General features: G+C 64.2%; 21 protein-coding genes. 8 read left to right on the forward strand and 13 right to left on the reverse strand.

What is annotated here, in order from left to right; all coding sequences use genetic code 11:
- Positions 1-29: 29 nt before the first annotated feature.
- From ACUXVH_RS01240 to phoB, 3 genes are all read right to left on the reverse strand, one after another.
- Complete coding sequence (locus ACUXVH_RS01240; protein ID WP_011064276.1) at positions 30-1,370, reverse strand: hemolysin family protein; 1,341 nt, start codon at positions 1,368-1,370, stop codon at positions 30-32.
- Positions 1,371-1,487: 117 nt separating this feature from the next.
- Positions 1,488-2,780: a phosphate regulon sensor histidine kinase PhoR gene (gene phoR, locus ACUXVH_RS01245; protein ID WP_186355251.1), complete on the reverse strand. Its 1,293-nt coding sequence runs from the start codon at positions 2,778-2,780 to the stop codon at positions 1,488-1,490.
- Between the two features lie 128 nt (positions 2,781-2,908).
- Complete coding sequence (phoB, locus tag ACUXVH_RS01250) at positions 2,909-3,598, reverse strand: phosphate regulon transcriptional regulator PhoB (protein WP_003177195.1); 690 nt, start codon at positions 3,596-3,598, stop codon at positions 2,909-2,911.
- Positions 3,599-3,749: 151 nt separating this feature from the next.
- Between phoB and ACUXVH_RS01255 the strand changes: the two genes are divergently transcribed.
- Positions 3,750-4,133, forward strand: coding sequence for a COG4315 family predicted lipoprotein (locus ACUXVH_RS01255; RefSeq protein WP_011064274.1), 384 nt, complete (start codon positions 3,750-3,752; stop codon positions 4,131-4,133).
- A gap of 116 nt (positions 4,134-4,249) precedes the next feature.
- Here ACUXVH_RS01255 and ubiA read toward each other — a convergent pair whose 3' ends face one another.
- On the reverse strand, positions 4,250-5,140 hold the full coding sequence (gene ubiA / locus ACUXVH_RS01260) for a 4-hydroxybenzoate octaprenyltransferase (RefSeq protein ID WP_065365021.1): 891 nt from the start codon (positions 5,138-5,140) through the stop codon (positions 4,250-4,252).
- Complete coding sequence (locus tag ACUXVH_RS01265) at positions 5,140-5,691, reverse strand: chorismate--pyruvate lyase family protein (protein ID WP_370505705.1); 552 nt, start codon at positions 5,689-5,691, stop codon at positions 5,140-5,142. Before ACUXVH_RS01265 ends, ubiA begins: the two co-directional genes overlap by 1 nt.
- Positions 5,692-5,918: 227 nt before the next feature.
- Here ACUXVH_RS01265 and ACUXVH_RS01270 point away from each other — a divergent pair, with 227 nt between their 5' ends.
- The 7 genes from ACUXVH_RS01270 (at position 5,919) to ACUXVH_RS01300 (ending at position 9,653) form a co-directional block, all read left to right on the forward strand.
- Positions 5,919-6,086, forward strand: a complete 168-nt coding sequence (locus ACUXVH_RS01270) for a rubredoxin (protein WP_011064271.1) — start codon at positions 5,919-5,921, stop codon at positions 6,084-6,086.
- Positions 6,087-6,128: 42 nt separating this feature from the next.
- Positions 6,129-7,277 (forward strand): NAD(P)/FAD-dependent oxidoreductase, encoded by a 1,149-nt coding sequence (locus ACUXVH_RS01275; protein ID WP_053154601.1) that lies wholly within the window; start codon positions 6,129-6,131, stop codon positions 7,275-7,277.
- A gap of 189 nt (positions 7,278-7,466) precedes the next feature.
- Entirely contained in the window at positions 7,467-7,742 is a 276-nt protein-coding gene (locus tag ACUXVH_RS01280; RefSeq protein ID WP_011064269.1) for an HU family DNA-binding protein, read from the forward strand.
- A gap of 164 nt (positions 7,743-7,906) precedes the next feature.
- A complete protein-coding gene (locus ACUXVH_RS01285; protein ID WP_019093146.1) occupies positions 7,907-8,431 on the forward strand; it encodes a hypothetical protein in 525 nt (174 codons plus the stop codon).
- The gene (locus ACUXVH_RS01290; RefSeq protein ID WP_015637490.1) at positions 8,419-8,790 is read left to right on the forward strand and encodes a hypothetical protein; all 372 of its coding nucleotides are present in this window, start codon (positions 8,419-8,421) and stop codon (positions 8,788-8,790) included. The genes ACUXVH_RS01285 and ACUXVH_RS01290 overlap by 13 nt, the downstream gene beginning before the upstream one ends.
- A gap of 111 nt (positions 8,791-8,901) precedes the next feature.
- On the forward strand, positions 8,902-9,336 hold the full coding sequence (locus ACUXVH_RS01295; RefSeq protein WP_011064267.1) for a DcrB-related protein: 435 nt from the start codon (positions 8,902-8,904) through the stop codon (positions 9,334-9,336).
- Positions 9,337-9,389: 53 nt separating this feature from the next.
- On the forward strand, positions 9,390-9,653 hold the full coding sequence (locus ACUXVH_RS01300; RefSeq protein WP_041120412.1) for a hypothetical protein: 264 nt from the start codon (positions 9,390-9,392) through the stop codon (positions 9,651-9,653).
- 19 nt (positions 9,654-9,672) lie between these two features.
- Here the strand turns inward: ACUXVH_RS01300 and ACUXVH_RS01305 are convergent, their stop codons facing one another.
- The 8 genes from ACUXVH_RS01305 to tssE form a co-directional block, all read right to left on the reverse strand.
- Complete coding sequence (locus tag ACUXVH_RS01305; RefSeq protein WP_019093145.1) at positions 9,673-10,299, reverse strand: hypothetical protein; 627 nt, start codon at positions 10,297-10,299, stop codon at positions 9,673-9,675.
- A gap of 15 nt (positions 10,300-10,314) precedes the next feature.
- Positions 10,315-14,775, reverse strand: a complete 4,461-nt coding sequence (locus tag ACUXVH_RS01310; protein ID WP_065365023.1) for an RHS repeat-associated core domain-containing protein — start codon at positions 14,773-14,775, stop codon at positions 10,315-10,317.
- Positions 14,776-14,784: 9 nt separating this feature from the next.
- Complete coding sequence (locus tag ACUXVH_RS01315) at positions 14,785-15,210, reverse strand: DcrB-related protein (RefSeq protein WP_011064263.1); 426 nt, start codon at positions 15,208-15,210, stop codon at positions 14,785-14,787.
- An 18-nt stretch (positions 15,211-15,228) separates the two neighbouring features.
- Positions 15,229-17,166 carry a type VI secretion system Vgr family protein gene (locus ACUXVH_RS01320; protein WP_065365024.1) on the reverse strand — a complete coding sequence of 646 codons (1,938 nt, stop codon included), beginning with the start codon at positions 17,164-17,166 and terminating at the stop codon, positions 15,229-15,231.
- A gap of 130 nt (positions 17,167-17,296) precedes the next feature.
- Positions 17,297-19,972, reverse strand: a complete 2,676-nt coding sequence (gene tssH, locus ACUXVH_RS01325; RefSeq protein ID WP_011064261.1) for a type VI secretion system ATPase TssH — start codon at positions 19,970-19,972, stop codon at positions 17,297-17,299.
- Entirely contained in the window at positions 19,965-21,017 is a 1,053-nt protein-coding gene (tssG, locus tag ACUXVH_RS01330; RefSeq protein ID WP_011064260.1) for a type VI secretion system baseplate subunit TssG, read from the reverse strand. The genes tssH and tssG overlap by 8 nt, the downstream gene beginning before the upstream one ends.
- Positions 20,981-22,840 (reverse strand): type VI secretion system baseplate subunit TssF, encoded by a 1,860-nt coding sequence (gene tssF, locus ACUXVH_RS01335; protein ID WP_011064259.1) that lies wholly within the window; start codon positions 22,838-22,840, stop codon positions 20,981-20,983. Before tssF ends, tssG begins: the two co-directional genes overlap by 37 nt.
- Positions 22,837-23,352: a type VI secretion system baseplate subunit TssE gene (tssE, locus tag ACUXVH_RS01340; protein WP_011064258.1), complete on the reverse strand. Its 516-nt coding sequence runs from the start codon at positions 23,350-23,352 to the stop codon at positions 22,837-22,839. Before tssE ends, tssF begins: the two co-directional genes overlap by 4 nt.
- Positions 23,353-23,360: the final 8 nt, after the last annotated feature.

Below are 23,360 nucleotides of genomic sequence, written 5' to 3' on the forward strand. Positions count from 1 at the left end.
TAGGAGCCGGCTTGGCGGCGACAGGGCCGTCAATCCAGCATCAGCACCTTGGCCAGGATGATCTTCGGTCCCTTCATCTTCTTGATGATGATGCGCAGGCCTTCGACCTCCAGTACTTCTTCCTCTTCCGGCACCCGTTTCAGGGTTTCGTACACCAGGCCGGCGAGGGTTTCGGCCTCGATATGGTCCAGGTCGATGCCCAGCAGGCGTTCCACCTTGAACAGCGGGGTGTCACCGCGCACCAGCAGCTTGCCCGGCTGGTAGGCCAGGATGCCGCGCTCGGTCTTGCGGTGTTCGTCCTGGATATCGCCCACCAGCACTTCAAGCACGTCTTCCATGGTCAGGTAGCCAATGACCTTGCCGTCGGCTTCTTCCACCAGAGCGAAGTGCGAGCCGCCCTTGCGGAACTGCTCCAGCAACTGCGACAGCGGCATATGCCGGGATACGCGCTCCAGCGGGCGGGTCAGCTCGGCCAGGTTGAACGACTCGGGAATGTGGTCCAGGGCCGCCAGTTCCAGCAGCAGGTCCTTGATGTGCAGCAGGCCGACGAATTCGTTGCGCTCGCTGTCGTAGACCGGGTAGCGGCTGAACTTGTGGCGGCGGAACAGGGCGAGGATTTCCTTGAGCGGCGCGTTGAACTCGACGCTGATCAGGTCTTCCCGGGAATTGGCCCAGTCCACCACTTCCAGTTCGCCCATTTCCACCGCCGAGGCCAGTACGCGCATGCCCTGGTCGCTGGGGTCCTGGCCGCGGCTGGAGTGCAGGATCAGCTTGAGTTCTTCTCGGCTGTAGTGGTGTTCATGGTGCGGGCCGGGCTCGCCCTGCCCGGCGATGCGCAAGATGGTGTTGGCGCTGGCGTTGAGCAGGTAGATGGCCGGGTACATCAGCCAGTAGAACAGGTACAGCGGCACCGCCGTCCACAGCGACAGCAGCTCCGGCTTGCGGATCGCCCAGGATTTGGGCGCCAGCTCGCCGACCACGATGTGCAGGTAGGAAATGATGAAGAACGCGGTGAAGAACGACACGCCGCGGATCACTTCCGGAGAGCTCACGCCCAGGGCGCCCAGCAGCGGCTCCAGCAGATGGGCGAAGGCCGGCTCACCGACCCAGCCCAGGCCCAGGGAGGCCAGGGTGATGCCCAGTTGGCAGGCCGAGAGGTAGGCGTCGAGCTGGCTGTGCACGGTGCGCAGGATCTGCCCGCGCCAGCCGTTCTTGTGGGCAATGGCCTCGACCCGGGTCGAGCGCAGCTTGACCATGGCGAACTCCGCCGCAACGAAAAAGCCGTTGAGCAGGACCAGGATCAGAGCAAAAAGAATCATGCCGAAGTCGGCGAAAAGAGACGCGAGGGTAAAACCAGGGGAAGGGTCCATGATGGAGTTTTGCGGGTTCCGTGTATTCGAAAAGGAAGGAAATGCGGTGCCTGAAAGGCAGGCACAAGTTACGCAATGTAGCGGCTGACAGGGCAATTGCCTAGGGGCGAGTGGCTGTCAGCGCTGGTCGGTCAGGCTCTGGGTGCGGTTTTTCTTCACTTGGGCCGGAACGAAATGGCAGGTGAAGGTGCTGCCGTGGCCCAGCACGCTGCTGATCTCCAGGCGCGCACGGTGGCGCAGCAGCACATGCTTGACGATGGCCAGGCCCAGGCCGGTGCCGCCGGTGTTGGAGTTGCGGCTCGAATCCACCCGGTAGAAGCGCTCGGTGAGGCGCGGCAGGTGCTTGTTGTCGATGCCGATCCCCGAGTCCTGCACGCTCAGGTGCGCGCCCTGTTCGTCGCCCCACCAGCGAATGCGAATATTGCCTTCGGCCGGGGTGTATTTCACCGCGTTGAACACCAGGTTGGAGAAGGCGCTGCGCAGCTCGGCTTCGCTGCCCTTGAGTTGCACCGACGCGTCGGCTTCCAGGGTGATGCGCTGGTTGCGCTCCCCGGACAGCGCCTGGGCGTCGCTCTTGATCGATTGCAGCAGCACGTCGATGGGCACCGGCTGGTTGTCCGACGGGTAGTCCGTGGCCTCCAGCTTGGCCAGCAACAGCAGGTCGTTGAGCAGGGTCTGCATGCGCCCGCCTTGCTGCTGCATCTGCTGCAGGGCGCGGCTCCAGCGCGGGTTCACTTCCTCGACGTTGTCCAGCAGGGTCTCCAGGTAGCCGCAGATCACCGTCAGCGGCGTGCGCAGCTCGTGGGAGACGTTGGCGATGAAGTCCTTGCGCATCTGTTCCAGCTGGTGGATGCGGGTCACGTCGCGCACCAGCATCAGGTGCTCGTTGTTGCCGTAGCGGGTGATGTAGAGCTGGATGCGTACCCGGTCGTTGGCCGGGGAGGGGATTTCCAGCGGCTCGGCGTAGCTGTCCTGCTCGAAGTATTCCTTGAAGCGCGGATGGCGCACCAGGTTGGTCACCGGTTGGCCGCTGTCCTGGGGCGTCTTGAGCCCCAGCAGGGTCTCGGCGGCGCGGTTCCACCATTCCAGGTTGCCGTCGCTGTCGAGCATGATCACCGCGTCCTTAAGGGCCGCGGTGGACTCCTGGACCCGGTCGATCACCGCCTGCAGGCGCCCGCGTACCCGCTGATCGCGGCGTTGCAGGTGGTAGATGCTGTCGAACACCTCGCCCCACAGGCCATAACCGTCGGGGGGCGCTTCGTCGGGTTGATGCAGGCGCAGCCATTCGTGCAGGCGCAGCAACTGCTTGAGGGTCCAGGCCAGGTAGATGCCCAGGCCGGCGGCCAGGCTCCAGCCGTAGTAGCCGCTGATCAGGCCCACCAGCAGGCAGCCGGTGATCAACAGCAACATGTGGCGAATCAGGGTGCCATGCCAGTTTTGATTCACTTGAAACACGTCCGTGGAGGGTGGCGCAGCTCCAAGCTGCAAGTGTTGAAGCGGTCACTCATCGGCGTGCCGCTTGTCGCTTGCCGCTGCCGTCAGGCCTTGGTGGAAAAACGATAGCCGGTGCCGCGCACGGTTTGTACCAGATTCTCGTAGGCATCGCCCAGGGCCTTGCGCAGCCGGCGGATATGCACATCCACGGTGCGTTCCTCGACGTACACATTGCCACCCCAGACCTGGTCCAGCAGTTGGCCACGGGTGTAGGCACGCTCCTGGTGGGTCATGAAGAACTGCAGCAGGCGATATTCGGTAGGGCCCATTTCCGCGGGCTTGCCGTCGATGGTCACCCGGTGGCTGATGGGGTCCAGCAGCAGGCCGCCGACTTCGATTGGCGCCTCGCCATCGGTAGGGCCGGCACGGCGCAGCACGGCCTTGAGGCGGGCCACCAGTTCGCGGGGGGAGAACGGCTTGGTGATGTAGTCGTCGGCGCCGACTTCCAGGCCCTGGATCTTGTTGTCCTCTTCACCCTTGGCGGTGAGCATGATGATCGGGATGTCCCCGGTCAGCTCATCGCGCTTGAGGCGCCGCGCCAGCTCGATGCCGGAAGTGCCGGGCAGCATCCAGTCCAGCAGGATCAGGTCCGGCTTGCGGTCGACGATGATGGCATGGGCCTGCTGAGAGTTCTCTGCCTCCATGCAGTCATAGCCGGCCATTTCCAACGCAACGGCGATCATTTCGCGAATAGGCGCTTCGTCGTCAACGATCAGAATGCTTCTGCCAACCATGCTTGAACCTCTTGTCATTTAACTGTCTTGCGCCGCATTAGATAACGGAATTATTGCAGTCGTGTGACAGTATTTCAGGTCGCGGGGCGGGGTGCTGCTTCGTGGACTAAGCTTTGAGTCCGATTCCTGACAACCACAAAAGAAGGTTTCCATGACTCTGTTCAAGCAATCGTTGAAAGTCCTGCTGGTAGGCGCTGTCCTGGCCCTGCCGACATTCGCCATGGCCGCCGACCCGGCAATGAGCAAGGACGGCGTGCTGGTGGACCACAAGGGCATGACCCTCTACACCTTTGCCAAGGATGCCGACGGCAAGTCCATGTGCAATGACAAATGCGCTGCCAACTGGCCGCCGCTGATGGCCGAGGGCAGTGACAAGGCCATGGGCAAGTGGACGGTGATCAAGCGTGACGACGGCAAGATGCAGTGGGCCTACGACGGCAAGCCGCTGTACGGCTTCGTGATGGACAAGAAGGCCGGTGACATGACCGGCGAAGGCAAGATGGACGGCGCCTGGAAGGTCGCGAAATCCGACTGACCTCCCGCCGCCCTCCGGGCCATTGGCAGCTTGCGGCAGCGGCTACACCGATCTCTGTAGCCGCTGCCGAGCCCTGGCAACGCTGCGAAAAGGCCCATAGGGCCTTGCTTGACGGTCTAGCGCAACGCGTAATCCAGCACCACCCCGACAAAGATCGCCAGGCCCGCCCAGTGGTTATGCAGGAAGGCCTTGAAGCACTTCATCCGGTCGCGATCGCGGGTGTACCAGAACTCCCAGGCGAAACACGCCGCCGCCACCGCCAGCCCCAGGTGGAACCAGCCCCCCAGATTGAACCGTGCCCCGGCCAGCAGCAGGCAGCCCAGGGACAAGCCCTGCAGGGTGAGAATGATCACCCGGTCGGCATCGCCGAACAGGATTGCCGTGGACTTGACCCCGATTTTCAAGTCATCGTCACGATCGGTCATGGCGTAGTAAGTGTCGTAGCCCACGGTCCACAGCAGGTTGGCGATGTACAGCAGCCACGCGGTGGCCGGCAGTTCGCCGTTCTGCGCGGTGAAGGTCATCAGGATGCCCCAGGAATACGCCGCTCCCAGTACCACCTGCGGGTAATAGGTGTAGCGCTTCATGAAGGGGTAGCAGGCGGCCAGGGCCAGGGCGCCGAACGACAGCCAGACCGTGGTGGCGTTGGTGCACAGCACCAGCAGGAAGGCGGCGCCCATCAGCACCGCGAACAGTATCAGGGCCTCCTTGGCGCTGACTTTGCCGGTGGCCAGGGGCCGCTGGTCGGTGCGCTTGACCTGGCCGTCCACCTTGCGGTCGGCGAAGTCGTTGATGGCGCAGCCGCCGGCGCGGGTCAGCACCACCCCGAAGGTGAAGATCAGCACATGGCTCAGGGACGGCTGGCCCTCGGCGGCGATCCACAGCGCCACCAGGGTTGGCCATAGCAGCAGATAGATGCCGATGGGCTTGTCCATGCGCGTCAGTTGCAGGAAGTCCCAGGCCCGCGGGTGCAGGCGATTGAGGGATTTGAGCAGGCTCAGGTACATCAGCAGGCCTCCGGTCGGGCGTCTATGGCGGTCCACAGGCTGGGCAGGAAGATTTCCGCCACCAGCAGGCTCAGGGCCCCGCGGTCAAAGCGTGAGCGACGGCCCCACAGGCCGTTGTCGGCAACGGCAGCGGGCAGCCAGTGCCGGGGGTAGCGGCAGACTTCGATGGGCTGGCGGGTAAAGGCCTGGTCGCAGAACAGCAACTCGCCCAGGGAGCGGCTGCCCAGTTCGTCGATATTCAGGCCGCCTTCGAGCAGGGCGCTGCGGGCGGCGACGCTACGGGCGAACACCCAGGCCTGGCCGTGCCCGCGCAAGTACACCTCGCGCACCCAGCCTTCGCTCTGTTCGGGCAGGCCCAGGGCGGCGCATTCGTCGTTGCGCAGGGTTTGCCACTCTTGCACCAGCGGGGTGACGCTGAAGGCGTTGTGGGACAGCCGGGTCAGGCGCCGGGTCAGCGACCCTTCATCGAACAGCCAGTTGGCAACGGCTGCGCCGGGGAAGGGGGACAAACGGCTTTGCACCAGCCAGGTGGGGGCCGGGGCGGGGGGCATTGAGTGCGGCACAGTGGGTCAGTATTGGCAGCAAATGAGGCGGCGAGCTTAGCATGGCGATCGCCGGTTTTGATTGATCCAGGACGCCCGGCGGCACGAACGTGCTTGCATCTGCCGGTAGTGATCAGTAAAAAACCCCAGTGCCGGACGCTGATCAGCGTGGCCTTCTAGAGTCGATCCATCGACCGACCCACCGGCGAAGCCTGAACCCTTGAGGAAATGCATCAATGAAAAAGTGGCAATGTGTGGTCTGCGGCCTGATTTACAACGAAGCGGAAGGCTGGCCGGACGACGGTATTTTGCCGGGTACCCGTTGGGAAGATGTGCCCGCGGACTGGCTCTGCCCGGACTGCGGCGTGGGCAAGATGGATTTCGAAATGATCGAGATCGCTTGATCGACTTTTGTGGCTTGAACAACCAATAACAAGGAGCAGGGAATGAGCGCACCGGTAGTGATCGTGGGGACGGGCCTGGCGGGTTACAACCTGGCCCGGGAGTTTCGCAAGCTCGACAGCGAGACGCCGCTGCTGTTGATCACTGCCGACGATGGCCGTTCCTACTCCAAGCCGATGCTGTCCACCGGCTTCGGCAAGAACAAGGACGCCGACGGCCTGAGCATGGCCGAGCCTGGCGCCATGGCCGAGCAGCTCAAGGCCGAGGTCCGCACCCACACCCGCATCAGCGGCATCGACCCGGGCCACAAGCGCCTGTGGATCGGCGAGGAAGCGGTGGCCTATCGCGACCTGATCCTGGCCTGGGGCGCGGAAACCGTGCGGGTGCCGGTGCAGGGCGACGCATCCGAACTGATTTTCCCCATCAATGACCTGGAAGACTACGCGCGCTTTCGCAGCGCCGCGGCCGGCAAGCGTCGGGTGCTGCTGCTGGGCGCCGGGCTGATCGGCTGCGAGTTCGCCAATGACCTGATCCTCGGCGGCTACAGCGTGGACCTGGTGGCACCTTGCGAGCAGGTGATGCCGACCCTGCTGCACCCGGCCGCAGCGGCGGCGGTCCAGGCCGGGCTGGAGAGCCTGGGCGCGCGCTTCCACCTGGGCCCGGTGCTCAACCGCCTGCAGCGCAGCGCCGACGGTCTGGAAGCCCACCTGTCCGATGGCCAGGTGATCGCCTGCGACCTGGTGGTCTCGGCCATCGGCCTGCGCCCGCGCATCGACCTGGCGGCTGCCGCCGGGCTGGTGGTCAATCGCGGAGTGGTGGTGGACCGCGAGCTGAAAACCTCCCACGCCAATATCTATGCCCTGGGCGATTGCGCCGAGGTCGACGGTCTCAACCTGCTGTACGTGATGCCGCTGATGAGCTGCGCCCGGGCGCTGGCGCAGACCCTGGCGGGCAAGCCGACGGCGGTCAGCTACGGGCCGATGCCGATCACCGTCAAGACTCCGGTCTGCCCCCTGGTGGTGTCGCCGCCGCCCCGTGGCGCCGAAGGCGTATGGACGGCAGAAGGGCAGGGGGCCGACATCAAGGTCCTGTGCCGCAACGCCGAAGGCCAGTTGCTGGGCTACGCCCTGACCGGGGCCGCGGTGATGGAAAAACTGGCCCTGAACAAGGAACTTCCTGCGTTGCTGGCTTAAATACCGGTCGTTCTGTCGGAATAACCCGGTTCTTGCCCTCACAAAGGTCGCGGGGAGACTGGCGCCACTCTCAAGCGCGTGCCATCCTCACACCCGTCTGCCGCAGCGTAGAGCCTGCGGCGCCTTGGGCGCTGTTCCCGTGAACAGCACGGACATAACAACAAAAAACCGTCAAAGAGGCTTCACACTATGCGTAAACCAGAACTCGCCGCAGCCATTGCTGAAAAAGCGGACCTGACCAAAGAGCAGGCCAATCGCGTGCTCAACGCCATTCTTGAAGAGATCACCGGGGCTCTGCACCGCAAAGACAGCGTCACCCTGGTTGGTTTTGGCACCTTCCTGCAACGCCACCGTGGCGCCCGCACCGGCAAGAACCCGCAGACCGGCGAGCCGGTAAAGATCAAGGCCAGCAACACCGTGGCATTCAAACCGGGCAAGTCGCTGAAAGACAGCGTCAACCCATAAGCATTGAGCGGGCTCCCGGCAGCGGGAGCACGCAGGGGAAATAGGCACGCCGAGCGCATCGGGTGCCTATTTTTTTGCCTGCCGTTTGCCCGCAGATGTTCTTGCGAAGCCGCTTTGGCGTGGCTAGGATGCGCGATCGTTCGATTTTTGATCTAAGGCCAAGGATGACCCGCCCCACTGACAGCCCCCTTTCATGGGCCGCCCTGCTGCACGGCCTGGCAAGCCCCGGTTTAGTTGCCCTGGTCGTGGGCTGCCTGTTCAGCCTTGGCCTGTCATCGGCCGCTGCCGGCAACGACTCGCGACTGGAGCAGATCGGCTATCGCGAGGCCCTCAGCTGGTTCCACAGCCAGAAATACGACAGTTCCGGCGCCTGGCTCTGCGGCTATTCCCTGGCCCGCGAGGACTACAGCGTAGCGCCCAAGGCTCCGCGCCTGCTGGTGGAAGTGGACCAGCGCTTTCTTTACCTCAAAACCGCCGGCCAGCTGGTGGAACTCACCGGCGCCGCCCAGGGCCCGGAACGCAGCGAGTACCAGAACACCGGCGCTCATATCCGGGTCACCCTGAACATCCTCAAACGCAACAATTTCAGCGAGTACCAGGAGTCTCACGACCGCCAGGTGCTGGCGCGCATCGAGATGAACGACCAGGTCGAAACCCTCACCCTCAAGGGGCAATCATGCGGTACCTGAACCTGGCAGGCCTGGGCCTGCTGATCGCCTGTGCGGCCACGCCCGCCCTGGCGGATGAATCGAACCCGGGCAAGGGTTGCTACGGCTACCTCACCGAACTGGTGCGCAGCAGCGATTTTCCCTACCGCGACTTCACCACCCCGGAGCACCTCAAGCTGCTGATCGACCGCGACGATGGCGACCAGCTGAGCCTGCAGCTGTTCTACGAAACCTCCGGCAGCGGGACCATCGGCTGGGTCCGCTACGACGTGCCGCAGCAGGCCCTGTGGAACGTCAGCATCGATCCCGAAGAGCCCCAGGCCCTCAAGTTCGATCAAGGCTTCGCCCGTGCCTACGCGTCCTGCCTGGAAGCGCGTTGAGGGGCCACGGCCGCTGCGCAGAGTTGCCGAGTGGTTCCTTGATTGTTGCCGGCCGTTGCCTGAATATTTGCCACTCTCCGAATCACCCTTTCAGCATGGAACGCCAAACTCTTGTCCACCTACCGCATTCAAGAAGCCGATCTCGATATTCCTGACGCCTGGCAGGACCAGAGCATCAATATCTTCAAGCTGCCAGCCGTTGGCGGTGCCCAGGAAGCCAGCTTCGTCATCAGCCGCGACCCGAGCCAGGGCGACGCCGCCTTTGCCGATTATGTCGCCGCGCAGCTGAATGCTGCGGAGCAGCAACTGCCAGGTTTCAACCTGATCAAGCGCTGGGACTTCGACATGCAAGGCCATGCCGCCGTGCTGCTGGACTACAGCTGGAAACGCGAAGGGCGCGAGCTGATGCTGCGCCAGGTCTTCATCGAGCGTAAGCCGGCCGTGCTGATCACCACCCTGACCACCACGGTCAACGACCTGGTGCATCATGAGCCGGCCTGGAAACAGGCCATGCAGAGCCTCAAGCCGCAGCCTTCGAAAGCCTGATCGGTCAACCTGCCCTGAGGCGCATTCCCCGGTAGCCGAACTCTAGGAACCGCATGAAGTTCAACGATCTGTTCGTCAGTCGCGAGGAGATGTTCTCGATGGGCATCGAGGAATCCACCGGCCAGTACTACCTGACCTTTCCGGTGAGCCTTGGGGTGGTCGACTACGAGGAGTACTACGCCATCGAGCGCGCGACCTTCGAACTGTTCGAACAGGATCTGCAGGCCGCGCTGGCGTTCGTCAGCCGCGCCAGAAAGCGCGAGCTGGACGCGTTGCTGATCATCAAGCCGGGCAAGAATCGCGGCTCGGCGATTTGACCCGGCCTCCAGCAGGCGCTCAGTTCAGTGCTGCCAGTAGTTGCTTGTTGAACGACTCTTTCAGGTCCTGATGACCGGTGTAGCCCAGGGTCTGCTCGCTCATGATCTTCGCTAGCGTTTCGTCGTCCGGTTTGATTTTGTTGGTTTTCAAGGCGATGAAAATCAGTGGGACCGGATAGGAGTAATACTTTGGCCTGTCTATGACATCGCTCACCAGCGCGGGGCTGACGTTGAAGAGGTTGAACAGAATTGGCAGGTGAACATCCTGGAGCTGGCGCAGAATCACCTGGCAGGTATTTTCAATACCTTGCTCTGTCACGGGCAGTAGCGGGCAGGCAGCTTTTTCACTGACCGTCGACAAGCTGTAGATAAATTTCGGATTGGCCAGGTTGGACGGGTAGGGCGGGTTTATCTGGTCGATCTCGGCCTGCAGGGCCGGGTGTTCGACGAAGATGAGGATTTCGTAGGCGCGGGTGTTGGCCAGGTATTCGAAATGCAGGGTCGCCACGGCGCCCGATTCTTTCTGTGCAACCACCACTTTGTTCTTGGTGACTTTTACTCCGGGGTAACCCGAGAGCTCGCTCTTCAAAAAAAGCTGGAGCGCCTTTTCAAAGTTGCTGCGCAATTCCTTGGTGTCTGCTTTCATTTCTCGATTACTCGTTCAATAGCGAAGAAGCCAGAAGGTGGCCGAATGCTGTGCGCCATTGCCACCGAACTGGGTACCTCTGGCGGTTTTGGTCGCAACTTCGAACTGGCCCTGGGTAGCGCCCGACGGTTTGATCAGGCCACCGCCCAGGCCACCGTTCGTATTGGCCGGATTGCTCATGTCGAACATTCCCGATCCCTGTTGGTTCTTGGTCAGTTTGCCGCTGCCATTTTTGACTTCGAACACGTGGTAGTTGCCGGCTTTGTCCTTGGCGATGATATCTGCCCTGATGCGATAGGACTTCTGGGTGACAGGGTGTTTGACCTTCATGGTCAATTCTTCACCTACCACAGTGAAACCGTTCCTCTCGAGGTCAGCTTTGGCTTTTGTAGTGCCCCTTCTGCCGCTGTAGGCCGATTTGCAGATCCAGCCCAGCGGATCGATCCAACCGATTGGGTTGGGAGCGTACTGATAAAGGTTCAAGCCTCCGGCCAGGCCGATGGGGTCCGGCGTGGTGAAGCGCCCGATATCCGGGTCGTAGAAACGGAACGTGTTGAAGTGCAATCCAGTCTCGCGGTCCAGGTACTGGCCCTGGAACCTGAGATTCTGTTCCTCGATGTAGTAGGGCTCGCGTATTTCTTCGACAGTATTGCCCCAGACCTGATAGCGGGCCTGCCAGACGCTATGGCCGTCAGGCTCGCAAAGCTGTTGAGGCAGGCCATTCAGGTCGTTGTGGTAGTAGCGGATCTTCTGCTGCGCGCCGAGGCCGTCGACCCGCGCCAGGGGCGCATGTCCCAGGTCTTCATAGACATAGAGGCTGGTCTGTTGATTACGCTGTTCCTGCAGCAGCCGCAGGCCATCCCAGACGAATCGCGTTTCACCCAGAAGGTTGCCCTGGCTGTCGTACTCGCTCTTGCTGATGCGGCGACCCAAGACGTCGTAGCGCATCCTGACCAGGGTTTCGCCGCTGGAGGTCTGATTGCGCACTTCGATCAACCGGTGTTCGGCGTCGTAGGCAAAACGTTGCACGCCTCGCCGACCACTGCGTTTTTCAATCATTCGCCCGAAGGCATCGTAGCGGTAGCGCTTGTCCTGGTAGGTCAGCAATTTGTTGTGCACCACCAGCCCGGCGCCCGCCTTCGGGCCATCAAGCAAATTGGCGGCGGCGTCATAGGCGAAGGTTTCTTTCTGGCCCTGCAGGCCGTCCTGGCTGGCAATGATTCGCCCGGTCGCGTCGTAATGGAACAGTTGCCGATGTTGCCCGGTGGCATGTCGCTCGGCCAGGCCCACCAGATTATCGCTATCGTCGTACTCCAGGTGTCGCTCCGGGGCTGTTGGCAAGGTGTTTGCCAGCAGGCTGGAGTGCTGCAGGCGTGCGCGCAGGCGGCCACAACGGTCGTATTCGCTGCGAGTGCTGATCTGACCCTGGGTACGCAGCACCTCACGGTGCAGGCGGTCACGTTGAAAGTCGCTGACTACCTGGCCATCGAGATTGATCTGGTGCAGATGGCCGCTGCCGTAATAGAGCCGGTTGAGCCAACGCTTGTCCGGTAGCTGGGTCTGAGTCAAATTGCCCAGTTCGTCGTATCGATGGATCAGGCTGCCGGCCACGGTGTGTTCTTCGAGTAATTGGCCCAGGGCGTCGTAGCTGAAACTCAGTGCCTGCTGGTTGCCGAGGTTGTCGGTAAAGCTGGCGGCGGTCAGTTGGTTCAAGGGGTCGTAGGTGTATTGGCTGCGGCCATCGTCTGTGATTTTGGCCAGCAGCCGCCCCACGGCATCGCGCTCGAACCGGTGGATGATCGGCGCGATAGGTTGCGCGGGCACGGCGCTCAGCCCGGTGCCATAAGGGGCGGGGTGGGACTGGAGTTCGACGACGTTGTTCAGCAGGTCATAGCCATAGCGTTTGGCACTGCCGTCGAGGTCCTGCTGTTCGCTCAGGCGGTTGCCGGCGTCCCAGGCAAAGCGATAGCTTTCGCCGTTCTCGTTGGTGAGCGCCAGCAGCCGTCCGTACGCGTCATAGTCGAACCGGACCTGTCGGCCGTGAGCGTCGATGCGCTGGCGTATCTGCCCGCGCCGGTTGTACTGGTAGAGCGTGGTGTAGCCGGAAGGGTCGGTGTAGCCCTGTAGCTGGCCGTTGCTGCTGCGTTGAAAATGCTCGGCGCGCCCATCGGCCAGTTGGCTGCTCAGCAACCGTCCCTGGCAGTCGTAATGGAACCGGGTGTGCTCGCCAAGGGCATCGATGATGGCTTTCACGTTGCCGCGTCGATCGTATTCGAAGCGGGTTGGATAGCCCGAGCAGTCCAGGTGTTCAAGCAGTTGCCCGGACGAGTTCCAGCGCATCTTCCGGCTTCTTCCCGCGGCATCGATGATCTCCACCACCTGGCCGTGCGCGTCATGGCGGTACTGGGTCACCTGGCCCAGCGGGTCTACTTCGGCGATACAGTTGCCCCGGGGATCGTAGCGCAGGTGCCAGCTTTCTCCGGCGGGATCGGTCAGGGTCTGTGGCAGCGACCAGTGCTCCAGCCACAAGGTCGAATGGCTGTGCCCCAGAGGATCGGTCTCGGCTATCAGGTTGCCGGTTTCGTCGTAGCTATAGGCATAGCGCCCTCCCAAGGGGTCGGTGGCGCTGAGCAGTTGGCGCTCATCGTTCCACTCGAAGGCCCATGTCTGGTTGAGGTTGTCGGTGTACTCGACGATCTGCAACTGGCTGTTCCAGCGGCGGCGGCTGAGGCGTTGCAGGCTGTCGGTGACCTGGGTGATTCCCGCCTCCAGATCATAGTCGTACTGATAGCTATCGCCTTCGTCGGTCCAGTGACGGGTCACTCGCCACTGCTGGTCGGCAAATTGTGTCCATTGATAGAAGCAGCGCAGCCCGGTGGCCAATTGATGTTCGGTCATCCGGTGGCCGGCGTCATAAGCGAAGCGACGCTGTACCTGGCCTTCGCTATCGCGCACCTGTGCCAGGTCTCCTGCCGCACCGTAGTCGTAGCTGACCAGCACTTCCCGTTGCTGGTCGGGGTACAGCCGTTCGACCTGGGCAATCCGACCGGGCCAGAGCGTGCTGTAGCTCAGTTCGAGCTGCGCCTGTTCAAAGGTGTCACGCAGCAGCCAGAGGCGTCCGGACGAGTCGTACTCCAGGTGCAGACGGTTGTCGTTGCGGTCCCCCAGCTGGCTCAGGCGCAGCCGCGAGGAGTCGCCCGGCAGCGGCTCGAACAGACGGTAGATACCGTCGCTGCTTTCGATCAGCAACTGTCCGTTCTCGTTGCGTCGTACGCTCAAGCCTTCACCGGGGCTGAAGGCTCCTGCACCCAGGGCAATGGAGCCCATGTCGATGCGGCGTCCTTGCTCATCAATGTAGAGCAGGCGCTCGCCACCTTCGGGGTGGGGCTCGATCTGGACGCTGATCTCGTAAGGCAAGCTCCAGCCGGCTCCGAGCAGGCCGTCACGACGTTCGTCGCGGCTGTTGTAGAAGCGTTGCCATTCGATGGGCATCAGCCCGGGCAGGGTGAAATCCAGATCGTCGTCGGCTCCGAGCACCTTGGCCCCGGTGGCTGCATGCACCGGGTGGGTCGAGGCGACGACGGCCTGGGTCAAAGCATTGGTGGCCTGGCTGACGACAAAGGAATTGACCCCCGCCATCAGCATGCACGGCAGGTTGCTGAGGAACTTGCCCTTGCCGCCCTTGAGCATCATCAGCACGGTCACCGCCAGGCCCACCCCCGGGGTCTTGCCGCTACGGATCTCGCGCACCACCACCGAGCCACCGCCGATGGTCACGTTCGGTGAGATAGGCCCGGCCGACACTACCTTGGCATCGCAGGTGCTGCGGTCGCCGCTGCGTACTGCCGGCTGGCCGTCGATGCTGACCTTTTCCGAGCCTTCAGCCAGATACTGCACCGGCATCGGCGGGTGCTTGGTGCAGGTCACCAGGTCCAGTTCCTTGGTCTGGGAGCCTGGCGCCGGGGAGGCCACGGTGGGCCGCCACATCTGCGAGAAAAACTCCTTGGCCATGTCGAGGAAACCGGGCCCTTCCTCGGGCGTTGCCGACGGGGTGTCGGTGGCTTCGCCTTCTTCGGCGCCGTCGCCGCTGATCTGTGTCGGCGGTGCGATGCCGGCCGCGCGGGCCGCCGGCTTGTTGTTGGTCAGGACCTTTTTCGAGCCGCTGGCGATGGTGGCCTGGATCGAGGGCGGGAACAGGGCGTTGGCGATGCCCTCGCATAAATTGCTCAGGCCTTTGTCGGCTCCGGTCTTGCTCATGACCACGCCGACGACGACGCCCACCACCAGCCCCAGCACACAGGCGCCGAGGCCGCCGGTGGCCACGGTGATGCCTGCCGCCGCGGCTACTGCCATGGTCGCCAGGGCGCCGATGGCAACGTTGGCCGCCACCTCCAGCACGCCGCCGAGAATGTCGGCCATCATCGAGGTGTGTTCCAGCCCGTCACCCAGGCGGGCGGCCCACAGTGCGTCAGACATGGCCCTGCCTCAGCCCAGCACCAGGGTGTTCTTGATCTGCGCCCAATGGGCGGCTTCCGCGTCGCCGAGCTTCTGTGCCTTGACGTAGCTCATGGCGAGCATCTGTCGGGTACCGGGCAGCACCAGGGCCAGCTGGAACTGGAACACCTGTTCTTTGCCCTTGTTGAACTGGCTGCGCAGCTCCAGGCCCTGGATGTCCTGGGCCGGGCCCAGCTGCACCGGTTGCGGAGCCTGGCAGCGCAGGTCCTGGACTTGCTGCTCCAGCCGCTGCAGCTGGCTGGCCAGGTTGCTCTCCAGGGTTTCGCCGTCCCCCAGCAGGCTGCGGCTGACGATCAGCGAAGTGCCCAGGGCCGGGAACTTGAGGATGTTGATCGAGGCGTCCTGCAGTTCGCCGGCAGGCAGCTGGAACTGCAATTCATTGAGGCGATAGGTCATGGCATGGGCATCCGTTCATTAGCCTTTGGGGGCGGAAAAGGGGGCTTTGGCCTTGGCGCTGATGGCGCCCTGCACACCCTGGCCCTCGGTGGTGGTGCCCGGGCCGCCGCCGTTGTTCAGGTGCAGCACGCCACCGGTATTGATCTCGGCATCGGCCGAGGCATGCACGCTGATGTTGACCCCGCACAGGTTGATCTGGCCGCTGGCGTTGAGCTCCAGGATGCTGGCCCCGCATACCAGGCGCAGGCGCTCGCCGACCTCGATCACATAGCTCTGGCCGACGCTGTCGAGCTTCTTCTCGCCGACCGTCAGCTCATCCACGTGCTGGACGATGCGCGTGCGCTTGTTGCCGATGGTCACGTACTCGTCGTGGCCGATGCTCTTGTTGCGGTTGTTGCCCACCGAATGGCTTTCGTTGACCTCGACCACGATGTCCTGGTTGCGCTCGGCGTGGATGTACAGCTGCTCCGCGCCCTTTTTGTCTTCCATGCGGATTTCATTGAAGTTGGCCGGGCTGCCGCCCTTGCTCGAACGGCTCTTCATGCCGCTCTGGGTGGCGTTGGCGGGCAGGTCGTAGGGCACGGTCTGTTCGGCGTTGTAGACCCGGCCGGTGATGATCGGGCGATCGGGATCGCCTTCCAGGAAGCTGACGATGACTTCCTGGCCGATGCGCGGGATCTGCATCGAGCCCCAGTTCTTCCCGGCCCAGGCCTGGGACACGCGAATCCAGCATGAGCTGTTTTCGTTGGACTGGTCGTGGCGGTCCCAGTGGAAGTGCACCTTGACCCGGCCGTACTGGTCGGTCCAGATCTCTTCCCCGGCCGGGCCCACCACTCGCGCGGTCTGCGGGCCCTGGACCATGGGCTTGTGGGTGGTGGCCAGGGGGCGGAAGCTCTGCTGGGCGTCGATGCAGGTCAGGTGGCTCTCGAACTGCGCCGAGCCGCCGCCAGCGCCGCTCTCCAGGCTTTCCTGGACCAGGTAGTAGCGGATGCTGACGATCAGGTATTCGCGGTTCTGGTCCTGGCGGCTGAAGCCGGTGAGGCTGAACAGGTTGCCCACCCCCAACCCCCGGGCGTTGCCGCTGAGCTCGATGCGCTCATGCAGGCTTTGCAGGGCCTCGATACGGGTCTGGGCATAGTGCTCGCCGTCGCTGCTCTGCACGTAGGTGCCGGGGTAGTCGTAGAGCGGGTAGTCGCCGGCGCTGTGGGGCCGCGGCATGGCCGAGCGCACGTCGATCCGGGCGCTGGGGCGCTGGAAATCATAGTCGTTGAGCTCCAGCGAGCCGGGCTGCACCTCCTGGGCCAGGTGCCAGTCGAACATGTGGTCGCGCTCGCGCTGCTGCTCGTCTCGCGGGTAGTAGGGCACCGAGGCGTAGCCGGGCACGCTGCTGTGAGCGCCATAGGCGTCGGCCAGCACCACCACGTGGCGGTCCTTCTCGTGGCGGAAGAAGTAGTAGATACCTTCCTGTTCCATCAGCCGGCTGACGAAATCGAAGCTGGTCTCGCGGTACTGCACGCAGTACTCCCACTCCCGGTAGGGGCGGCTCAGGGCGTCTTCGAAATCGGAAAAGCCCAGGTCGCGGAACACCTGCTTGATGATCTGCGGGATGCTCAGGTTCTGGAAAATCCGGCAGTCGGAGGTGCGGCTCAGCAGCCACAGCCAGGGGCGCAGCGTCACCTCGTAGCTGGCGAACTGGCCGGTGTCGATGTTCTGGCTGCAGCGCGCGACGATGCCGTGGAAGTACCGCTGGCCGCCGCCGTCCAGCTGTACGCTGAGGCCCATGGGCTTGCCCAGCAACTGGTTGAGGTCGATGTTGGCGTCACTGGAGGCCAGTTGCAGCTGGTAGTCGAACAGCCGCCCCAGCTCCTCGCCGCCGCCCAGGCTCTTGAGCAGCAGGACGTCCGGGCCCAGGGGGCAGTTGACCTGTGCCAGTCGTGTGGATTGCTGAAATAACATCGTCAGTCTCGTTGAATGCGTGGTGTGCCAGGTCAGCCCCCTGCAGGAGCGAGCGTGCTCGCGAAGGCGCCAGGTCCATCACCGTGGCGGTCGCTTCGCTGGCAAGCCGGCTCCTGCGCAGGGCGTGGGGTCAGGCCGGCTCGCTGAAGTCGTAGTGCAGTTCGTTGTCGCGCTGGCTGATGCGCACCCCGGCCAGGGCGCGGCCTTCGAGCATGCGGTTGAGGAACTCGCGGCTCATGTCCGGCAGCAGGCTGTTGGTCAGGATGGCGTCGATCATCCGCCCGCCGCTTTCGGTCTCGGTGCAGCGCGAGACGATCAGGTCGATGACCTCGTCGTCGAAATCGAAATCCACCTTGTGGGTGCTTTCCACGCGCTTCTTGATCCGCCCCAGTTGCAGGCGGGTGATGGCCTTGAGCATCTCGTCGCTCAGCGGGTAGTAGGGAATGGTCACCAGGCGCCCCAGCAGTGCCGGCGGGAAGATCTCCAGCAGTGGCTGGCGCAGGGCCTTGGCGATTTCCTCCGGCTCGGGCACCGCCTGCGGGTTCTTGCAGACGTTGGCGATCAGCTCGGTGCCGGCGTTGGTGGTGAGCAGGATCAGGGTGTTCTTGAAGTCGATCATGCGGCCTTCGCCGTCTTCCATGACGCCCTTGTCGAATACCTGGAAGAAGATCTCGTGCACGTCCGGGTGGGCCTTTTCCACTTCGTCCAGCAGCACCACGCTGTAGGGCTTGCGCCGTACCGCTTCGGTGAGCACGCCACCTTCGCCGTAGCCGACATAGCCCGGCGGGGCGCCCTTGAGGGTGGACACGGTGTGGGCTTCCTGGAACTCGCTCATGTTGATGGTGATGACGTTCTGCTCTCCGCCATACATGGCTTCGGCCAGGGCCAGGGCGGTTTCGGTCTTGCCCACCCCGGAAGTGCCGGCCAGCATGAACACGCCGATCGGCTTGTTGGGGTTGTCGAGGCCGGCGCGGGAGGTCTGGATGCGCTTGGCGATCATCTGCAGGGCGTGGTCCTGGCCGATGATGCGTTTCTTCAGGTGCTGGTCCAGGTTGAGCACGGTTTCCAGCTCGTTGCGGGCCATGCGCCCCACTGGAATGCCGGTCCAGTCGGCGACCACCGAGGCCACGGCCTGGTAGTCCACGGTCGGCAGGATCAGCGGGGTCTCGCCTTGCAGGGTGCTGAGGCGCTGTTGCAGGTCCACCAGTTTTTCCCGCAGGCCGTGGCTGTCGTCGCCGACGTCGCTGTCCACCAGGCCGACGTTTTCCCGCAATTGGGCGCGGGTTGCCAGCAGTTCGTCCACCAGGGTCTTCTCTTGTGCCCAGCGGCTTTCCAGCTCGGCCAGGCGCTCGCGCTCGGCAGTCAGGAGGTTCTCGCTGTTGACCTGGCGGTTGCCAATGGCAACGCCGATCGCCTGTTCCCGGGCGATGATCTGCAGCTCGGTTTCCAGGGCCTCGATGCGCCGGCGGCTATCGTCCACCTCGGCCGGCACGGCGTGCAGGCTGATGGCGACGCGGGCGCAAGCGGTATCCAGCAGGCTGACGGATTTGTCCGGCAACTGGCGCGCGGGAATGTAGCGATGGGACAGTTTGACCGAGGCCTCCAGGGCTTCGTCGAGGATCTGCACCTGATGGTGCTGTTCCATGGTCGAGGCCACGCCGCGCATCATCAGCAGCGCCTTGTCTTCCGAAGGTTCGGCCACTTGCACCACCTGGAAGCGCCGGGTCAGGGCCGGGTCTTTCTCGATGTGCTTCTTGTACTCGGCCCAGGTGGTGGCGGCCACGGTGCGCAGGGTGCCACGGGCCAGGGCCGGCTTGAGCAGGTTGGCCGCGTCGCCGGTGCCGGCGGCGCCACCGGCGCCCACCAGGGTGTGGGCTTCGTCGATGAACAGGATGATCGGCTTGGGCGAGGCCTGGACGTCCTCGATGACCTGGCGCAAGCGCTGTTCGAACTCGCCCTTCATGCTGGCGCCGGCCTGCAGCAGGCCGACGTCGAGGCTGCGCAGTTCAACGTCCTTGAGCGCCGGCGGCACGTCGCCGGCGACGATGCGCAGGGCGAAACCTTCCACCACCGCGGTCTTGCCCACCCCGGCTTCACCGGTGAGGATCGGGTTGTTCTGCCGGCGGCGCATGAGGATGTCCACCAGTTGGCGGATCTCTTCGTCGCGGCCGACGATGGGGTCGAGCTTGCCGCTGCGGGCCTGTTCGGTGAGGTCGACGGTGAAGCGCTTGAGGGCTTCCTGCTTGCCCAGGGCGCTGGGGGCCATGGCGCCGCTGGCTTCGCCGGGCACCGCACCGGCACTGAAGCCGTCGCTGGCGCTCAGGGCGTTTTCCGGCGAGTCGCCGATGTATTCGTCAAAGCGCTCGCACAGGGTCTCGACCTTGATCTTGTCGAACTCGCGGGACAGCCCCAGCAACGCATGGCGCAGGCTCGGGGTCTTGAGGATGCCGATCACCAGGTAGCCGGTGCGCACCTGGCTTTCGCCGAACATCAGGCTGCCGTAGACCCAACCGCGCTCCACCGCCTCCTCGACGTGGGACGACAGGTCGGTGATCGAGGTCGAGCCCCGGGGCAGGCGGTCCAGGGCCTCGGTCAGGTCCTTGGCCAGGCGCGCCGGCTCCAGGTTGAACTGGCGGATGATGCGGTGCAGGTCCGAGTCCGTAAGTTGCAGCAACTGGTGAAACCAGTGGGCCAGCTCCACATAGGGGTTGCCCCGCAATTTGCAGAAGACCGTGGCGGCTTCGATGGCTTTGTAGGCAACGCTGTTGAGTTTGCCGAACAGCGCCGCGCGACTGATTTCACCCATGCTCTGTGCTCCTTGGTGTACGTGAGGTAGTGGCCAGGTCGGCGTAGTGCCGGGCCAGTATTAGATCCTTGGCATCGCTGCCGGGTTGGCCGAGCCAGGTGTTGAAACCCAGGCGCTGGCGGCCGTTGAGTTGCAGCTTGGGTACTTCGTCCTTGAGCAGGACCAGGTTCAGGTCCCAGTCCAGCTCGAAGCCCAGGTATTCGGCGGCCCAGGCCACCAGTTCCTGGAATTGCTGGCCGTCGGGCAGCATCCCCAGGTAGTCGTCCAGTTTCATCGGGCCGAGGCGGATGCGGAACTTGTGCTGGCGGTCCCAGACGTGGCTGCCCAGGCAGAAATCCACCCCCAGCTGATGGGATTGCACCCCGACCCGGCTGCGTTCGGGCAACTCCAGCCACTGGCCGACATATTCCTCGATCTGCACCGGCAGGCCGAAATACTCGCTGATGATCGCCCGCAAGCCGTCCGGGTAGCGGGTCTGGGCCGCCAGGTGGCCGCTGTAATGCAGCTTGGCGGTGTCGGCTATCAGACCCTGCTTGAGCAGGCTGGGCATGCCCCGGCCCGACAGCGCCGCCAGCCGCGCCGACCAGTAGTCGTCGTCCGGGCGATCGTGGCTCACCGTCGGTCGGGCTTCGGCCCAGGCCCGATAGAACAGGCTCAGCAGGCGGTGGTGGAACACATCGAGAAAGCGCTTGCTGGTGCTGTCGGCGTTGTTGCGCTGGCGCTCGCGCACGTATTCGGTGATGTGCAGCGGCAGCGGCCCGTTGGGCCCGCCGAGGCCGAAGAAGAACTGCTCCAGGCGGGTCGCGGCGCCGTCGCTGCCGGGGGTGACCGAGGCCAGGGTGGCCGGGGCGAAGCTGCAGTCGGCCTGCTGTCCCAGGCGCAGCGGATCGTCCGCCAGGCGCACGGAGTGACCGAAGCGCGGCAGTTGCGGCGACAGGCATTCGATACGCCGCAGGGCCTGGAAGAAGTCGTACTCCCAGGGCTCGGCGTGCATCGCCGTCAGCGTATTCAAAGAGTCGGACGACGTCCGGGCTTGGCTTTCCATCGCATGATCTCGCCGCGTTCGGTGGTACGGATCACCGTCTCGGTAAAACTGTTGATCGACACATAACGTGCCAGGAAGCGCTCGAATACCGCGCCGAGCAGAAACACCCCGGTGCCGCGGAACGCGTTTTCATCGAACTCCAGGGTGATCTCCAGGCCCCGGCCGAAGACGATCGGCCCGGGCATCGGCAGGCGCCGGGTCACCGCCTTGCTGCTGACTTCCCGCAGGCCCTCGATCTGCAACTGCAGGGCCGCGTCGTTGCTGTCGCCGTACAACCGCAGCAGTTCGCGCAGGGCCGCCGCGCCCTGGCCCTGTTCGCTCAGGGACAGGTAGTTCAGCGACAGCTGGCTGATCAGGCGCCAGGCCTTGCCGTCGTGGGCATGGCTGGGGCGCGGCCGGCTCGGGCCCGCCAGGCAGCGGATGGCCTGTACCGGGGCGCTGTCGGCCAGGGTGAAGTCGGTCTTGCCGTTGCCGGTGTTCATGAACAGTGGCAGGTCGCGGTTGGTGCACAGCGCGCTGACCCCGAGCTGGCGCAGGTCGTGGCGATAGGGCGCCTGCTGGCTGTCCACCAGGCTGACGAAGGATTCGCTGCCGATGTAGGTGGAGCGCGGGCCGTTGCGACGCTGGTCGCTGGACAGCACCCGCGGCTCGCGCCGGACGATGTAGTAGGACTGGTCGCGGCCGTAGCGGGATGGATCGCGCACGGCGTAGAACGGCAGGAACGGCTGTTCCGGGCCGGTGCCGTGGCCGCTGATGGCGGTCAGCGAGTGGACCTCGAAATCCATCGGTCGGGTGCGGTCGGCGATCACATGGTGCTCGTTAACCCGGTCGGACAGGTGGATACGGTCCAGGCGCTTGGGAAACAGGTTGATCGCCGGGGTGCAGAAGGGCACGAACTGAGCGGTGCCGACGCTGCCTTCCAGGCTCTGGTCGAAGCGCTCGAAGAGCACGATCAGCTCCAGCTCCTGGCCGGCGCAGCGCTGGACCGCGCGCCCCAGCTGGGCGAATTCGACGAACAGGAAGCGGTTGGGCAGGGCGAAGTATTCCTGCAGCAGGCGGTAGCCCTGGAAGGCCTGGGGCACCACCGGCAGCGCCGCGTCGCGGTCGTCGAAACCGCGCGAGCGCAGGGCGTCCGGGGGCAGGCGCTCGACCCAGTCGCCGCCCGGGGCCCGGGCGAACACCGCGCAGACGTTGCCCAGCAGTTGTTCGTAGAGGCGGAACGGCTGTTCGTCATTGCCGTTCAGGTACAGCGGCAACTCGTCCAGGGCCAGGCTGTTGAACGGCAGTTCGGCGCCGGTGCGCAGGGTCAGGCGCAGCCCGGCCTTGGCCCTGGGCTCGCTGGCGGCCAGGCGCCCGAGCACTGCCGACGGGTTGCCGAAGTATTCGGCCTGGGCCACTTGCAGTGGCCACAGGGTCACCGAGTGCGCGGTGCGGTATTCGCAGCAGGTCTGGGTATCGCGGCCCAGGGCGGCGCGCAGGCTGGTGTCGCGCTCCAGGGTGAAGCCGCTGCTCAGGGAACCTTCGTCGGGATCGGCCTGCAACTGCACCACCGTCATCGACGGGGTCGGTGCCAGGTAGTGCGGGTAGGCGATCTCCAGCAGGTTGTGGGTGAAGGTCGGGTACTCGGCGTCGAGCTTGAGCTGCACGCGGGCAGTCAGGTAGGCGAAGCCCTCCAGCAGGCGCTCGACATAGGGGTCGGCGCAGTCCATGCCCGACAGGGTCAGGCGGCTGGCGATCTTCGGGAATTCCTTGGCGAACTCCGCGGCGCTTTCGCGCACGTGGTGCAGTTCCTGGTTGTACAGCTCCAGCAGGCGCGGGTTCATGAGCGCCTCCGGGAGTCGGCGTGCACCACTCGTACGTGGCCCGATTCCAGGTCCATGTCGGTTTGCAGCAGCAGGCGCAGGGGCATCGGCTGGGCCCACAGGTCGCCTTCGATCTCGAAGCTCAGGGCGTTGTGGTTCATTTCCCCGGGCGCGGTGCGTGCGCGTACCCGCAGGGTGCTGCGCAGGATGCGCGGCTCAAAGGTGGCGATGGCCTGGTGGATCAGTGCCTCCAGGGCCGGGATATCGATGCTCGAAGCGCTGTACCCGGCCAGGGCCGGCAGGCCGTAGTTGACCACCGAAGTACCGGCGGGGGTGTGCAGGGTGGCGTCGGCTTCCAGCAGGGAAGTGGTGTTGAGCAGCCATGCCAGGTCGCGCAGTACCGAGGCCTTGAGCTGGCTCAGGGACAGCACGCGTTTGTCCGGGCTTTCTTTCAGGTTGCCGGGTTCATCGTCGGTCAGACGATCCAGCAGGGAGGGTTGCAAGCGATCGCGGGCGGCGATGTCGGTTACCAAGGGGTTCG

The sequence above is a fragment of the Pseudomonas sp. 8(2025) genome (assembly GCF_052665325.1).

What these genes read in the sequence shown, in the direction of transcription:
- tssH (WP_011064261.1), bottom strand. Translation starts at nt 19,972, where the DNA reads ATGGGTGAAATCAGTCGCGCGGCGCTGTTCGGCAAACTCAACAGCGTT.
- ACUXVH_RS01315 (WP_011064263.1), bottom strand. Translation starts at nt 15,210, where the DNA reads ATGACCTATCGCCTCAATGAATTGCAGTTCCAGCTGCCTGCCGGCGAA.
- ACUXVH_RS01270 (WP_011064271.1), top strand. Translation starts at nt 5,919, where the DNA reads ATGAAAAAGTGGCAATGTGTGGTCTGCGGCCTGATTTACAACGAAGCG.
- ubiA (WP_065365021.1), bottom strand. Translation starts at nt 5,140, where the DNA reads ATGTACCTGAGCCTGCTCAAATCCCTCAATCGCCTGCACCCGCGGGCC.
- tssF (WP_011064259.1), bottom strand. Translation starts at nt 22,840, where the DNA reads ATGAACCCGCGCCTGCTGGAGCTGTACAACCAGGAACTGCACCACGTG.
- ACUXVH_RS01290 (WP_015637490.1), top strand. Translation starts at nt 8,419, where the DNA reads ATGCGGTACCTGAACCTGGCAGGCCTGGGCCTGCTGATCGCCTGTGCG.
- ACUXVH_RS01305 (WP_019093145.1), bottom strand. Translation starts at nt 10,299, where the DNA reads ATGAAAGCAGACACCAAGGAATTGCGCAGCAACTTTGAAAAGGCGCTC.
- ACUXVH_RS01265 (WP_370505705.1), bottom strand. Translation starts at nt 5,691, where the DNA reads ATGCCCCCCGCCCCGGCCCCCACCTGGCTGGTGCAAAGCCGTTTGTCC.
- ACUXVH_RS01300 (WP_041120412.1), top strand. Translation starts at nt 9,390, where the DNA reads ATGAAGTTCAACGATCTGTTCGTCAGTCGCGAGGAGATGTTCTCGATG.
- ACUXVH_RS01240 (WP_011064276.1), bottom strand. Translation starts at nt 1,370, where the DNA reads ATGGACCCTTCCCCTGGTTTTACCCTCGCGTCTCTTTTCGCCGACTTC.
- phoR (WP_186355251.1), bottom strand. Translation starts at nt 2,780, where the DNA reads ATGTTGCTGTTGATCACCGGCTGCCTGCTGGTGGGCCTGATCAGCGGC.
- ACUXVH_RS01280 (WP_011064269.1), top strand. Translation starts at nt 7,467, where the DNA reads ATGCGTAAACCAGAACTCGCCGCAGCCATTGCTGAAAAAGCGGACCTG.
- ACUXVH_RS01285 (WP_019093146.1), top strand. Translation starts at nt 7,907, where the DNA reads ATGACCCGCCCCACTGACAGCCCCCTTTCATGGGCCGCCCTGCTGCAC.
- tssG (WP_011064260.1), bottom strand. Translation starts at nt 21,017, where the DNA reads ATGGAAAGCCAAGCCCGGACGTCGTCCGACTCTTTGAATACGCTGACG.
- ACUXVH_RS01320 (WP_065365024.1), bottom strand. Translation starts at nt 17,166, where the DNA reads ATGTTATTTCAGCAATCCACACGACTGGCACAGGTCAACTGCCCCCTG.
- ACUXVH_RS01255 (WP_011064274.1), top strand. Translation starts at nt 3,750, where the DNA reads ATGACTCTGTTCAAGCAATCGTTGAAAGTCCTGCTGGTAGGCGCTGTC.
- ACUXVH_RS01310 (WP_065365023.1), bottom strand. Translation starts at nt 14,775, where the DNA reads ATGTCTGACGCACTGTGGGCCGCCCGCCTGGGTGACGGGCTGGAACAC.
- phoB (WP_003177195.1), bottom strand. Translation starts at nt 3,598, where the DNA reads ATGGTTGGCAGAAGCATTCTGATCGTTGACGACGAAGCGCCTATTCGC.
- ACUXVH_RS01275 (WP_053154601.1), top strand. Translation starts at nt 6,129, where the DNA reads ATGAGCGCACCGGTAGTGATCGTGGGGACGGGCCTGGCGGGTTACAAC.